We start from the raw sequence: 12655 nt of genomic DNA, 5'->3' as shown, positions 1-12655 counted from the left end.
CTAACAGCCCAGGCGAGGGAGCCGCAGGGCTGGACAAATGCCCGATCGCACTCATGATGCCAGCGGCCGAGCACGAGAAGCGAGAGAGGATGAGCAAGTGAGCATCGAGACGGATGCACCGGAAAACCCCGGCGCGGTGAAGACCTTTCCGCAGATGATCCGGGCAGCCGCGAGGGCTTATGGCGAGGACACCGCGATCGTTCTCGAAGACGATGGCGAGGCGCGCGAAACGATCAGCTTTGCCGAACTTGATCGCCGTTCGTCGCAGATCGCGCGCGGGCTGATCGCGCAGGGGATCGGCAAGGGCGCGCGTGTGGGATTCATTTTCGGCAATGGCCCCGGCTTTGCCCTGATGCTGGCGGCGGTTTCGCGGATCGGCGCCATAGCGGTTCCGATCAGCACCATGATCCGCGCAGCCGAGCTGGTCCGCGTGCTGCGCCAGTCAGACGTCCAGGGGCTGATCCTGCAACGCGAGTTGCTGGGCAAGGATTATCCTCGGCGCGTGCTGGACGCGCTGCCCGAACTGGCCGAGGCAGGCGAGGGGCCGCTTTATCTTTCGGCGGCGCCTTACCTGCGCTGGATCGTATCGAGCGGGGAGGGCTTGCCGCATCCGGTCAGGCCGATGTCGTTCCTTACCGATGCCGGCGCCGCGATCGCCGACGACTTGCTGGCGGCAATCGAGTCCGAAGTCCATCCAACCGACCAGATGGTGGAGATCTACACTTCGGGCTCTATGGCGCTGCCCAAGGGGGTGAAGCACCTGCATGGCCCGGTCATGTTCCGCAGCCACACCTTGCGCGAGATGATGGGCACGCCGCGCGGGCAGCGCTGCCCGGCGATGCTTCCCATGTTCTGGGTCGGCGGCATGATGATGTACCTCCTGCCCAATTGGGAATCGGGCGCGATCACCGTCTGCGCCGAGCGCACGCTCAGCAACAGCCGCTTTGCGATGGGCAGCGTGCTCGCCGAAGAAGACCTGAAGCTGATCCAGGGGCCTAAGCCCTGGTGGGGCCTGGGCATGAGCGAGACGCTGGGCCCCTATTCCTGGGGCGACGATTTCCGCGCACCGGGTTATCCGGTCTGCGCGCCGATGGACCACTTCGCGCCCGGCTACGAGATTCGCATCGCCGACGAGGAGAACCGCCCGGTCGCCAGCGGCCAGGTTGGCGAGATGCAGGTGCGCGGCTATCCGGTCGCGCCTTCGCTGCACAAGATCGAGAAGGCGGAACACTACACGCCGGACGGCTACTATCGCACCGGGGACATGTGCATGGTCGAGGACCGTCCGCAGGGGCGGCGCGTCCATTTCGCCGGCCGCGGCGGAGACATGATAAAGGCGGCCGGTTCCAACGTCTCGCCGGCGGAGGTGGAGATGGAACTGCAGTCGCTGGAGGGTGTGCACAGCGCCTATGTCGTGGGCCTGCCGGACAAGGAGCGCGGGCAGCTTGTCGTCGCGGCCGTGGTTCCCCGCGAAGGGGCGAGGCTCGATTTCGATGCGATCGAGGCGGAACTGCGCAAGCGCCTCTCGAGCTACAAGGTGCCGCGCGCCTATGCCGAATTCGCGCGAGAGGAGGTGCCGCTCCTGCATTCGAACAAGGTGGCGCGCCGCGAGATCGCGAAAATGATGGCCGAGCGGCTCGGGCGAAGCTGAGATAGGCACGGCCTTCCGCTTCCAGCCGCGCGGACTGGCGCTCCTCGCCATCGGGCGCCAACCCCAGTCAGGGGGATCCGCGCGGATCGCCTCGACATATTCCTCTTTCGACCGCTCCGCATGGGTGTCATCGATCCGCAGCAGGAATCGCCCGCCGGCCTTGCGGGCCAGCAGCCAGTTTATGCAGCGCGGTGCGGATATTGCCGACATGCAGGCGACCGGCGGGGACGGAGCGAAACGGGCGATGGTCGCGCAGCCGTTAGCGCGGCTACTCGCCTATTGCGAGAAGAGCGTGATGCTGCGTCCGCCGCCAGCGATATACCAGCCGTTTTCCGGTGTGCGCATGATGATTTTAGGCGCATCGAACACGGCCATTGCCGCCTCTTCCGCCGGATAACGCCCACGGTCGCAGATGGGATCGGGGATCGCCTGAGTGGCCAGTGTCCCGCCCGAATAGTTGTAGGTCCAGCGGGGCGTAACGCATTGCGATGCGAGCGCGATCGTATCGTCGTCGATCGAGACGGTAATCGCATGCCCTAGGTTTACATCCACACCATCGGCCCCGGCCACGCGAAACTCGCCCTGTGGCAAAAGCACCTCGCCGGCTGGCGCGTCGCCGGAAGACGGCGTGAGCTGCCCATCGCGCTGATCCGTCGTCGGCGCATACCTTGCCTCGCACGCACCCAAGGCAAATAGGGCCAATGGCAGAATTGCTGCGAGAAATTTCATTTTTGTGTCTCCTGTCCCTGCCGCTCCAACGCATGAGACAGAAAAAAGCCCCCGCCGAAACAGGGAGCAGTGGCCGGCAAATAAGCAGCTCTGACTATTGACGCGGCAGTGATTTCCAAACTAGGCGACAAAATTCGAAATTGTGAAAGATAAGATGTGTCGCGTTCATCTCCAGGCGTGCGCCGCGTCGCCGCAATCCTGAATTTCATTGCCGACCATCCCGGTCAGGCTTTCGCGCTGACCGACCTTGTGCGCGCGCTGAAGCTCAGTCGCGCCACCTGTCATGCGCTGCTGACCGGGCTGGTCGACGTGGGCTATCTCTATCGCACCACCGACAAGACCTATGTGCTCGGCCCGGCGCTGGCCGCGATCGGGCGCACGGCCGCGGAGCACTTCTCGCCGCTGCAGGTGGCGCAGCCGGAGATGCGCAGCCTCGCCGACGAGTTCGACATCGTGTGCGGTGCCTATTTCCTGGAAGGCGACACGATCCATTTGCGTGAGCGCGCGGCATCGATGAGCCATGTCGGATATCCCGTGCCCATGGGAACGCGCATGCCGCTGCGCTGGATTCAGGCGATTTCCTTCTTCGCCCGCTCCCCGCGCGATGCCGATGCGTGGATCACCCGGTCTGACCCCGTGCCCGGCGCCGATCAGGTGGCGCAAATGCAGGCGGGGATGGAATTCGTGCGTGAGCAGGGCTTCATCCCCCTTGTCCGCCGCCCCGGCAGCGCGCCCGAAGCGGAACCCTCGGGCATCCGCGCGGCAAGTGAGGATCCGCCGGTCGTTCCCGTGACCCGGTTCGAAGATGACAGGTCCTACCCCGTCATGGCGCTTATGGCGCCGATCTATGACAGCCGGGACCGCGCGACGATCTCGCTGGTCATGGCCGGCTTTGATAGCGCGCTGACCGGGCCCCAGATCATGCTGGCGGGCCGCCGCCTGGCCGAGGCTTGCGAGCGCATTTCGCGCTTCCTCTCCGGACGCCCCGCCGACCTCGACTGATCTTATCTCCCGCCGGGACCATACAGGGGCGAGCTTCGCTTGACCCGTCCGCTTTGTCGTCTTATCAAATAGGCGAAAAGATATTCGAAATGCCGAATTACATTGTCGGCATTCGGGAAGTCGGGAGAGTGAATTCGTGTCAGACGTGATCGTCGCGCCGGAGACCCGGGATCTGGATGAACTGGCAACCCGTCTGGCGGGGTGGCTCGGCACGCGCATGCCGCAGGCCAGCGACATCGCCATCGCCAATCTCGCCTACCCGCGTGGCGCCGGGCAGAGCCACGAAACGATCCTGTTCGACGCGCACTGGAGGGAAGCGGGCCGCGATCATGCCCAAGGCTGTGTGCTGAGGATCAAGCCCCGGTCGTTCACCGTCTTTCCCGACAACCTGTTCGACGAGCAGTACCAGATCATGAAGGTGCTCAGCGACGGCGGTTACGTGCGCGTGGCGCGCCCCCTGTGGTTCGAGGAGGACGCCTCGCTTCTCGGCAATCCCTTCTTCGTGATGGAGAAGAAACAGGGCCGCGTGCCCGTTTCGGTACCGCCCTATGCGCGCGAAGGCTGGCTGAGGGATGCCGCGCCCGAGCAGCGCCGCGTGTTGTGGCGCAACGCCGTTGGCCAGCTTGCCGCGATCCAGAAAGTGCCTCTCGGCGAATGCGCCTTCCTGAAGGGCCCGGACGGAGCGGAGCAGGGGCTTGAGCAGGAGTGGGAGAAGTACACCCGCTTCGCCGCCTGGCTGCAGGAAACGGAGACCCTGCCGGTGCTCGACGAGGCCCTGGCCCGCCTCAAGGCGCTCTGGCCGAAGAATCGCCCGGAGGGGCTGGTCTGGGGCGATGCACGCATCGGCAACATGATGTTCGATGAGAATTTCGATGTCGTCGCGGTGATGGACTGGGAACAGCCTTCGCTCGGCGGTGCGCTCCATGACCTCGCGTGGTTCTGCGTGCTGGCGGACACGATGCACGGGCCGCAGTCCACTTATGGCGCGCCGCTGGAAGGCATGGGCAGCCGCGACGAGACGGTTGATCTGTGGGAAGAAATCACCGGCAAGTCGGCCGCCGATCTCGGCTGGTACGAGGACTTCGCGCAGTTCAAGATGACCTGCACCGGCATCCGCCTGGGGCATCTACGCGGCGCGCCGATGATGGACGAGGCGGCAATGAGGACGCGACTGAAGGTTGAGTGAGGCGCCGGGGGTCTCGGAGAGAGTGGTCGTTGCCCCCCGGTCACCCCGGCACGGGCCGGGGGCCGGCAGCCCACTCTTCAGGCATTGTACGGTTCAGCTCAGGCCGAGCAGCTTTCGGCAATTGCCGTTGATGATGGCCTTCACGTCCTCCTCGGGAACGCCTTCGAAATCGCGCTGGATGATCGCGCGTGAGTTCGGGAAGGTCGTTTCCGAATGCGGATAGTCCGATGACCACATGATGTTTCCGCCGCCCGGCAGGTCGCGGTTGAGAATGCCGGTGCGGTCCTGGATGAACGAGCCGAAGACGTTGCGGTCCATGTAGTAGCTGGGCGGGTTCTTCAGCTGGCTTTCGGTCCAGAAACGCTGCTTTTCCCACGTGCGCGTGATGTACTCGGTGAACCAGGCGAACCAGCCCACGCCGCTTTCCATGCTGCCGATCTTCAGGTCGGGGAAGCGATCGAAGATGCAGTTGAAGATGAAGATTCCGATGGGCTCGGCCATCGCCATCTTGGACATCGGCATGTCGGGCAGGAAATACTGCTTCTCGCCGAAGCGCGGCACGCGCGCGCCGAGGTGGAAGGTGACGACCAGCCCTTCGTCGCAGATCGCCGACCAGAGCTTGTCGAACTCGGGCTGGAAGTATTGCAGATCGCCCTTCTGCTCCCCGGTCAGCGCCGAGACTTGCCCGGCCTTGAGCGCCTTGACGCCCGAACTGGTTTCCCAGGCATTCTTGTTCTGCGGAAAGGCCGGCAGGTTGATCGCGCGAAAGCCCTTCTTCGCCAGACGGCGAACGTGTTCGATGGTCTCGTCAATGTCGCGCATCGGCACGTAGCCGACGGGGTAGAGCCGGTCGGGCGCCGCCGAGCAGAAGTCCAGCACCCAGTTCTGATAAGCCTCGTAGCTGGCGACGTAGAGTTCGTTGTCGAAGGAACCGAGCGGGCCGCCGCCAAACAGCAGCGCGGCGTCCATGCCGTCCGTATCCATGTCGGCAAGGCGCGTGGCCGGCTCCCAGACCTTGCGCTGGTCGGCAAGGCGGCCCTTCATCTTGAAGTTCTTACCCTCGCGCCCGGCCTGGTTGTTGATCATCATGAAGGGGCGGCGGTTGCCTTCAAAGCAGATGTAGTCGCCGTCGTCCGCGTGCTCGATGAAGGGGGCGCGATCCTTGAGATGGGAAGGCAGGTAGTTCTTCCACATGTCGTGCGGTGGATCGATGTGCGCGTCCGCGTCGAAGATCGGACCGTAATGCCATTCGGCGACACTGCCGCCCCGGATCGCGGGATCTGCCTCGCCCATCTTTCATCTCCTCTCGTGCCGATTTCCGGCCACTTCCATTAATTCGAAATAGAGAACTAAGTATCGCAATAGGGAATGATTTTGTCAAGAGCGCGACTCGACTCCGGCGCCGTCCGTTTCACGGGCAAGCGCGGGTATGTCTCGTCCTGAAGGGAGGGGGTGCCGAGTCAGCGTCTCAATCGCGCCGCAGGATCATCGCGCCGTAGCCGTAGCCGCCGTTGGAAATCACACAGGTCCGCGCGTCCTTCACCTGACGCCCGCCGCCCCGGTCCCAGAGTTGCACGGTCGCCTCGTGAATATGCCCATAGCCGTGGAAACGCCCGGCCGAGAGCTGGCCGCCGCCGGTATTGAGCGGTAGCTCGCCGTCCAGCGCGATGCGGTTTCCGCCTTCCACGAAGCGGCAGGCCTCGCCGCGCGGCACGAGGCCCAGGGCTTCCATCCACATCCAGACGTGGATCGAGAATCCGTCGTAGATCTGCGCGCAGTCCATGTCTCCGGGCCTGAGGTCGGTGCGCGACCACAGCATTTTTCCCGCCTTGTGCGCGGCGGGCATCGCGGTGAAGTCGCCCTCGTACTTGCCCACCCACAGACCGCCGACCGCCATGCCCATGGATTCGATGTGGAGCGGCGGGTTCCTGCCGTCCTTCGCGGCGTCGCGATGTGAAATCACGATCGCGGTCGAACCGTCGATGTGGCTGTCGCAGTCGAACAGGCGCAGCGGCGAAGAGATCACGCGGCTGGCCAGATAGTCTTCGAGGCTCAGCGGCTTCCGGTAGATCGCGTTCGGATTGTGCGCGGCGTTGCGGCGGTTGTTCACCGCGATCATGCCGAGCTGCTCCTCGTTCGCGCCGTACTTGTCGAAATAGGCCTGGGCATAAAGCGCGAAAGTGTTGATCGGCGAGAGCGCGTTGAACGGCACTGTCCAGGCATTGTTGCCCTCCACGCGGCTGCGTGAGGGCGACATCAGCGTGGAGGATCGCGAGGCCATGCGTGCCGTCGCCTGCGCCACCGAGCGAAACACCACCACATGCCGCGCGAGACCGCAGGCGATGGCGGTCACGGCATTGAAGATCGGTGCCATGTGACTGAAACCCTCGGCCGAGGCGAGGATCCACTTCGGGTCGATGCCCAGCACGGCGGCGGCTTCCGAGGGGCTGACAGGAGCGATCCCGCCGCCTTCAGAGGACTTGCCGGGGTAGCAGGCTATGCCGTCGATGTCCGCCGGCGTGAGGCCCGCGTCGGCGATTGCCTCAAGGCATGCGTCGGCCGTGAGTTGCAGCGCGGTGCGCGGGGAGGGGCGGCCGACTTCAGACTGGCCCGCGCCGGTGATGCAGGTGAGCTTTTCGGGAAGCTGCGTCATACAGCGCCTCGCGCCGGGCGAAACATCGGCAGCCAGACGTCCTCGTGCCGTTCGAACTCGACCTCTACCGGCATACCGATCCGTACAGCGTCGACAGGCGCGAGGATGTTGGTGAGGACGTAGAGCTGCGCCTGCTCGATGAGTTCCACCGCCGCATAGACGAAGGGCACTTCGAGACCGGGCACCCACGGTTCGTGATTGACCGTGTAGCTGGCGATCCGGCCCTTGCCCGACGTGGCCTGCGCCGCGACCTGCTCGCTGCCGCAAGCGGCGCAGCGGGGGAGGGGCGGATGTTGCCACAGACCGCAGTTGCCGCAGCGCTGGATGCGCAGATGCCCGTCCGCGCCGGAGGTCCAGAAGAATTCCGTCTCCGGCTCCAGCGCCGGGAGCTTGCGCGCGGGGGCCTCGCCCATCAGAACACGACTCCCTGCACCTTGAGGTCGATGATCTCGTCTTCGCTGTAGCCGAGGCTGGCTAGCACCGCGTCGCTGTCCGCCCCCAGTTCCGGCGAACGCGTGGAATCCAGCGGCGCGCCGTTGAACAGCATCGGGAGGCCTACCATTGGAATATCGGTCCCGTCACCATAATCGACATGCTTGATGTAGCCGTTGGCCTGCGCCTGCACGTCGTCCTTCATTTCACCGACGTCCTGCACCACGTCCCACTGACCCTGCTGGCGGGAAAGGATGTCCTTCCACTCCGCCAGCGTCTTCGACGCGAACAGCGCCTTTACCTCGGCATGGCAGGCGTCGATGTTCTCGCGCCGGGCCCTGGTGTCTGCGAAGCGCGGGTCGGCGGCGAGGTCCGGCCGTCCGGCTGTTTCGCACAAGGGCGCCCAGTACTTGTCCGCCTGCAGCATGCACAGCGCAACGAAGCGCTCGTCGGACGTGCGATAGTTGCTGACGAGCACGTTGTGCGGTTTGTCGGCGGGCGGCTTGGGGAATTTCCGCACGCCGTCGGCCGTCGCCTGGCAGATGTAGCGCTGCATAGACCACATCGCGGTGCCGAGCAGCGAAACATCGACTTCGCCCGCCTCGCCCGTCATCGCGCGCCTCGCGATGGCGGCACTGATCGCGCCGGCGAGCATCGCACCGGACAGCGTATCGCCAAAGGCCGGGCCCGGCGGGCCGACGGGATGCTGCGCGCCTTCCACGGTGAGCGAGGACGAAATGCCGCCGCGCGCCCAGAAGGTGATGGCGTCATAGCCGCCTTTCTCGCTCTCCGGGCCATTGGGACCTGACGCGCTGCCGCTGGCATAGATCAGATTCGGGAAGGCCTTGCGCAGCGTGGCCGCGTCTATTCCCATCGAGCGCCGCGCGGGCGGGAGCAGGCTGGTCAGGAAGACATCCGCATCCGCCAGCAGCTTGCGCAGCACCGCGCGGCCCGCTTCCTGCTTGAGGTCGAGCGTGATCGAGCGCTTGCCGCGGTTATAGCTTTCCCACGAATAGTCGATGCGCCGGCTTTCCTCGTTCAGGCCGCCGATCTGGAGGCCGCGCAGCGGATCGCCTGTTGGCGGCTCGATTTTGATAATGTCCGCGCCGAGGTCCGCGAGCATGCCGCCACAGGTGGGTACGAAGGCCCACATGGCAACTTCGACGACTTTGATTCCTTCCAGCGGCCTACCCATCGTGGTTCCTTGCCTCACTCGTCCGTTCGTTTGCGATGGCCTGCAACTGTCATCGCATGACCGGAGAAATTCTCTATTGCGAAGGATGGACCGAAATGGCGAATTAGGTCAAGGCAAAGTCCAGCCATTGCGAAAGGGGAGAAGAACGATGCAGACACCGGTGCGGCGCGTGCCATCGCAACCGAAGGTCAGGGTTCCGGCCACTCTCGAAGAGGCATTGGAGCCGGCCTGGCTGAGCGCGGCGCTTGCCGATGTTTCGGGCGGAAAGACCGTTACCGAAGTCGAAACGGTCGAAGTGATCCGCACCGTCGCGACCAAGGTGCGCTTTGCCGCCGCTTTCGAAGGCGAGACATGCAAACGCCATTTCTGCCTCAAGGGCCTGCTCGATGTCGACGCAATGACGGCGCGTGGCGGCCCGACTTGCGTGCTGGAGGCGGACTTTTACGGCAAGGTCGCGCCGGTCGTCGACATGCGCGTGCCCGAAGCGGTCGCCCTGGTCATTGACCGCGAGGCGCAGCAGGCGGTCACGATCATGCGCGACCTGATAGCCGATGGCGCCACCTTCTGTTCCGCGCTCGACCCCTTCAGGGCGGATGACGCCTTGCAAAGCCTCGATCAGCTCTCGCGCCTCCACGCGAAGAGCGCGTTCCTGGAAGGCGCCGACTGGATCCGGCCCCGCGCGGCGGAGCTGGCGAAGATGACCTATGTCACGCCGGCCATGCTTCAGGAGCTTCTCGACGGGCCGCGCGGGGACAATCTCTCGTCGCGCATACGCAGCGCCGCGCGCCTCTCCTCGGCGATGAAGGCGCTGGCCGAGCGCGATGCCGGCCGGCCGCAGTTCATGATCCACGGCGACGCCCATGCCGGCAACCTGTTCCGCACCGGCGACGGTACCGGGGTAATCGACTGGCAGCTGCTCCAGCGCGGCGGCTGGGCGCTCGACGTCGCCTATCACCTGAATGCCGTGCTGCCGACCGAGACCGCCGAGGCCGAGGAACGCCGGCTACTTGGCGAGTACCTGGCGATGATGCGCGGACGCGGCATGGCGATGCCGGACGAGGAACAGGCCTGGGCGCAGTACCGCGAGGCGGTGACCTACGGTTTCTACCTCTGGTCGATCACCCGCCGCGTCGATCCGCCGATCATCGTCCAGTTCGTCGACCGGCTCGGCAAGGCCGCGATGCGGCACGATAGTTTCGGATTGCTGGGCATTTCGTAGGAAAAGAAAAAGCCACGCCCGGCAGGGCGTGGCTGCAAGTCTGACCCGGAGGCCGTTCCCCCGCGCCACTCGGCAGGCGCGGGGGGTTTTGATTACCGGCCGAAGTTGTACTTCAGGCGCAGGCCGTACATGCGCGGCTGGCCGTAGGCAAAATCCTGGATGCCCGAGGATTCGAACCCGCCGCCGGACGTGACGCGGTACTTCTTGTTGGTCACGTTGTTGGCAAAAGCGGTGAGATCGAAGCCTGTTCCGCCGATATCGGTGATACCGGCATTGAGGCTGAGCAGGCTGTAGCCGGGGATCTTGTTGTTCCCGTCCACGAACTGCGACGACGTGTAGACGAACACCGCGCCGGCGGTGAACGTGCCGGCGTCGCCCACTGGGACGTTGACGTCGCCCGACAGTGTCAGCTTGTGCTTGGGCGAGTATGTCAGCGGTCCGCCTTCCATGCCGCGCGGTATGATCTCCTCGAACGGGCTGTCGGGGCTGAGCGTCGGCGCGATCAGATCCTTGAGCTCGGTATCGAGATAGGTGTAGCCCGCACCGAGCCGAAGCATGTCGAACACGGTCACGCCCGTATCGACCTCGATCCCCTTGATGACCGACTTGCCCGCGTTGATCAGCGCGGCACCGCCGGCAAGGCCGCTGTCGGGCTTCGCGATCAGCGCGCCGAAAATCTGCTGATCGGAGAAGTCGTTGTAGAAGGCGGCGACGTTGAAGTAGCCGGGCACGGCGCCGCGGAACGTCAGCTTGGCGCCGATCTCGTAGGCGTCGACTTTTTCCGGGCCAACGGTTTCAAGGCCGGGGTTGGTGAAGTTGACGGCGCCCTGACGATACCCGCGCGCATATTTGGCATAAACGAGCGTGTCGGGCGTCGGTTTGAAGTCGAGGCCGGCCAGCCATGTCGGTTTGTCCGTCTTGCTGACGATGCGTGTGCCGCAGGCTGAAACATCGCCGCCGTTCGCCAGCAAGTCGACGTCCGGGTGGTTCAGCACGTCGTTGCAGACACGGCTTACCGGAATCGTGCCAACGCCCGGAATGGACGCGAGAACCCAGCGATTGCTTTCCGCGTAGCCGACAATCTTGTCGAACGTCCAGCGGCCGCCCAGCGTCAATGCCAATTGATCGGTGAAGTTGTAGGTTCCCTGTGCGAAGACCCCGTGGTTGTCGAAATCCAGGCGGGTGCGCGATTCGGAAATGATCACGCCAGGCACCGTCACCCCCGGAGCGATCGGGATGAGCGGCAAGCCGCCGGTACAGTTGAGCGTTCCCGGATCGACGCAGTTGCCGAAAATGCCGGTGCGCTGCTGATTCCACCCGATGGGGCGGCTGAATTCAAGGTAGCCGCCGACAACGTAGTTGAACTTCCCGTCTGCGGAACGGCCCTGTAACTGCAGTTCTTCGGTCGTGGTCGATCCCGCTGCCGCATCATAGCCTGGCTGGGTTCCAAGCTGGATATAATCGAACGGCTGACCGGGCAGGGGGCCGCCCCCCATGGCCAATCCCTGCGTGACTGGCGTGTTCGGGACGAAGAAGTTGTCGCTATAGAGCTGGAACGCGGCCTGCTCGCGGTATTCGCCGTAGCTGACGATGTTCTTGAGCGTCATGGTGTCGCTCATCTGCCAGGTCGTCGTGTTGATGACCTGCCAGGTGCGGATGTAGATGCGCGGATCGGGATTGCTGACTTCGACGTCGAGAGGTCCGTCACCGCGCGCGGCCTGCCGGTCGATCTGGTCGCACGCTGCGAGCGAGGTGTAGTAGCGCGTCAGGCTGCCACCTACGAACGGCGAAGCGGGGTCGCGGTCGCAGTCCTCAAGCCGCGTGGCGTAACCGTTGGTGTCCGACTCGCTGTAGTGGAAGATCGTGTAGTTCTCGAGCTCGGGCGTCAGGTCGGCGACCACGCTGAGGCGGCCGTAGGTGTAGTCGACGTCGTTGTACGCGTCGGGGCCGACGCCCGAGTGGTTTTTCATGTAACCGTCGCGCTTGTTGCGGTCGACGGCGACACGCACCTTGAAGGTGTCTGCCAGCGGGACATTGAGCGCGCCCTGCACGCGTTTCTGGTCGAAGTTGCCGTAAGTGCCCTCGATGTAGCCCTCGAGCAGATCGGTCGGCTTCTGCGGGACGAGCAGCACGGCGCCGCCCGTCGTGTTGCGGCCGAACAGCGTGCCTTGCGGTCCTTTCAGGACCTGGACGCTCTGCAGGTCGGTGAAGGAGCCCGCGCCCACCGTGTTGCCGCCGGCGGTGCCGCCTTGCGAGCGTACGCCGACCACATCGGCGAAGTATACGCCGACCGTCGGCGCCGCGGCCGCGTCCTGGTTGAAACCGCGAATGGCGAAAGTCGCTTTCTCGGGGCCGAAGCGGGTATTGACCGATAGCGAAGGGGTGTAGGTCGCAAGGTCGGAGGCAACCGCGACGTTGCGCTTCTGGAGCTGCTCCTGGTTGTAAACGGTTATCGAAATCGGAACGTCCTGCAGACGCTCTTCGGTGCGCCGGGCGGTGACAATGATTTCATCGGCATTGAATGCCGTTTCCTGCGCAAGCGCTGGACCTGCCATGGATACACTCGTGAAGGCTGCTCCCAGCATCAG

At 64.6% G+C, this 12655-nt stretch carries 10 protein-coding genes and 1 pseudogene; 4 read left to right on the top strand and 7 right to left on the bottom strand.

Annotated elements, in window-relative coordinates; genetic code table 11:
• Positions 1-37: 37 nt before the first annotated feature.
• Positions 38-1651 carry a class I adenylate-forming enzyme family protein gene (locus IEX32_RS03180; protein ID WP_373285409.1) on the top strand — a complete coding sequence of 538 codons (1614 nt, stop codon included), beginning with the start codon at positions 38-40 and terminating at the stop codon, positions 1649-1651.
• On the opposite strand, the pseudogene IEX32_RS03175 reads toward IEX32_RS03180, so the two are convergent.
• Both IEX32_RS03175 and IEX32_RS03170 read right to left on the bottom strand, forming a co-directional pair.
• Positions 1578-1897: pseudogene (locus IEX32_RS03175) on the bottom strand (glutamate--tRNA ligase family protein); the annotation flags it as partial. The gene IEX32_RS03180 and the pseudogene IEX32_RS03175 overlap by 74 nt on opposite strands.
• Before the next feature lie 30 nt (positions 1898-1927).
• Complete coding sequence (locus tag IEX32_RS03170; RefSeq protein WP_188768344.1) at positions 1928-2380, bottom strand: hypothetical protein; 453 nt, start codon at positions 2378-2380, stop codon at positions 1928-1930.
• A gap of 156 nt (positions 2381-2536) precedes the next feature.
• Here IEX32_RS03170 and IEX32_RS03165 point away from each other — a divergent pair, with 156 nt between their 5' ends.
• Both IEX32_RS03165 and IEX32_RS03160 read left to right on the top strand, forming a co-directional pair.
• Positions 2537-3382, top strand: a complete 846-nt coding sequence (locus tag IEX32_RS03165; RefSeq protein WP_188768342.1) for an IclR family transcriptional regulator — start codon at positions 2537-2539, stop codon at positions 3380-3382.
• A 136-nt stretch (positions 3383-3518) separates the two neighbouring features.
• Positions 3519-4568 carry a phosphotransferase family protein gene (locus IEX32_RS03160; RefSeq protein WP_188768340.1) on the top strand — a complete coding sequence of 350 codons (1050 nt, stop codon included), beginning with the start codon at positions 3519-3521 and terminating at the stop codon, positions 4566-4568.
• A 93-nt stretch (positions 4569-4661) separates the two neighbouring features.
• On the opposite strand, the gene IEX32_RS03155 is transcribed toward IEX32_RS03160, so the two are convergent.
• The 4 genes from IEX32_RS03155 to IEX32_RS03140 all read right to left on the bottom strand — a co-directional run bounded on the left by IEX32_RS03155 (position 4662) and on the right by IEX32_RS03140 (position 8848).
• Complete coding sequence (locus IEX32_RS03155) at positions 4662-5861, bottom strand: amidohydrolase family protein (protein ID WP_188768338.1); 1200 nt, start codon at positions 5859-5861, stop codon at positions 4662-4664.
• A gap of 175 nt (positions 5862-6036) precedes the next feature.
• Positions 6037-7221, bottom strand: a complete 1185-nt coding sequence (locus IEX32_RS03150) for a thiolase family protein (protein ID WP_188768336.1) — start codon at positions 7219-7221, stop codon at positions 6037-6039.
• Entirely contained in the window at positions 7218-7634 is a 417-nt protein-coding gene (locus IEX32_RS03145; RefSeq protein WP_188768334.1) for a Zn-ribbon domain-containing OB-fold protein, read from the bottom strand. Before IEX32_RS03145 ends, IEX32_RS03150 begins: the two co-directional genes overlap by 4 nt.
• Entirely contained in the window at positions 7634-8848 is a 1215-nt protein-coding gene (locus tag IEX32_RS03140) for a CaiB/BaiF CoA transferase family protein (protein ID WP_188768327.1), read from the bottom strand. Before IEX32_RS03140 ends, IEX32_RS03145 begins: the two co-directional genes overlap by 1 nt.
• Before the next feature lie 148 nt (positions 8849-8996).
• Between IEX32_RS03140 and IEX32_RS03135 the strand changes: the two genes are divergently transcribed.
• Positions 8997-10067 (top strand): aminoglycoside phosphotransferase family protein, encoded by a 1071-nt coding sequence (locus IEX32_RS03135; protein WP_188768326.1) that lies wholly within the window; start codon positions 8997-8999, stop codon positions 10065-10067.
• Between the two features lie 92 nt (positions 10068-10159).
• On the opposite strand, the gene IEX32_RS03130 is transcribed toward IEX32_RS03135, so the two are convergent.
• Positions 10160-12622 carry a TonB-dependent receptor gene (locus IEX32_RS03130; protein ID WP_229735844.1) on the bottom strand — a complete coding sequence of 821 codons (2463 nt, stop codon included), beginning with the start codon at positions 12620-12622 and terminating at the stop codon, positions 10160-10162.
• Positions 12623-12655: the final 33 nt, after the last annotated feature.

This window comes from Novosphingobium endophyticum, from assembly GCF_014640675.1.
GTDB classification, from domain to species: Bacteria; Pseudomonadota; Alphaproteobacteria; order Sphingomonadales; family Sphingomonadaceae; genus Novosphingobium; species Novosphingobium endophyticum.
This window is presented reverse-complemented; position numbering and strand designations above follow the sequence as displayed.

Bases quoted from the DNA above. Each gene is read 5' to 3' on its own strand.
- IEX32_RS03155 (WP_188768338.1), bottom strand. From the start codon at position 5,861: ATGGGCGAGGCAGATCCCGCGATCCGGGGCGGCAGTGTCGCCGAATGG.
- IEX32_RS03180 (WP_373285409.1), top strand. From the start codon at position 38: ATGCCCGATCGCACTCATGATGCCAGCGGCCGAGCACGAGAAGCGAGA.
- IEX32_RS03135 (WP_188768326.1), top strand. From the start codon at position 8,997: ATGCAGACACCGGTGCGGCGCGTGCCATCGCAACCGAAGGTCAGGGTT.
- IEX32_RS03145 (WP_188768334.1), bottom strand. From the start codon at position 7,634: ATGGGCGAGGCCCCCGCGCGCAAGCTCCCGGCGCTGGAGCCGGAGACG.
- IEX32_RS03140 (WP_188768327.1), bottom strand. From the start codon at position 8,848: ATGGGTAGGCCGCTGGAAGGAATCAAAGTCGTCGAAGTTGCCATGTGG.
- IEX32_RS03130 (WP_229735844.1), bottom strand. From the start codon at position 12,622: ATGGCAGGTCCAGCGCTTGCGCAGGAAACGGCATTCAATGCCGATGAA.
- IEX32_RS03170 (WP_188768344.1), bottom strand. From the start codon at position 2,380: ATGAAATTTCTCGCAGCAATTCTGCCATTGGCCCTATTTGCCTTGGGT.
- IEX32_RS03150 (WP_188768336.1), bottom strand. From the start codon at position 7,221: ATGACGCAGCTTCCCGAAAAGCTCACCTGCATCACCGGCGCGGGCCAG.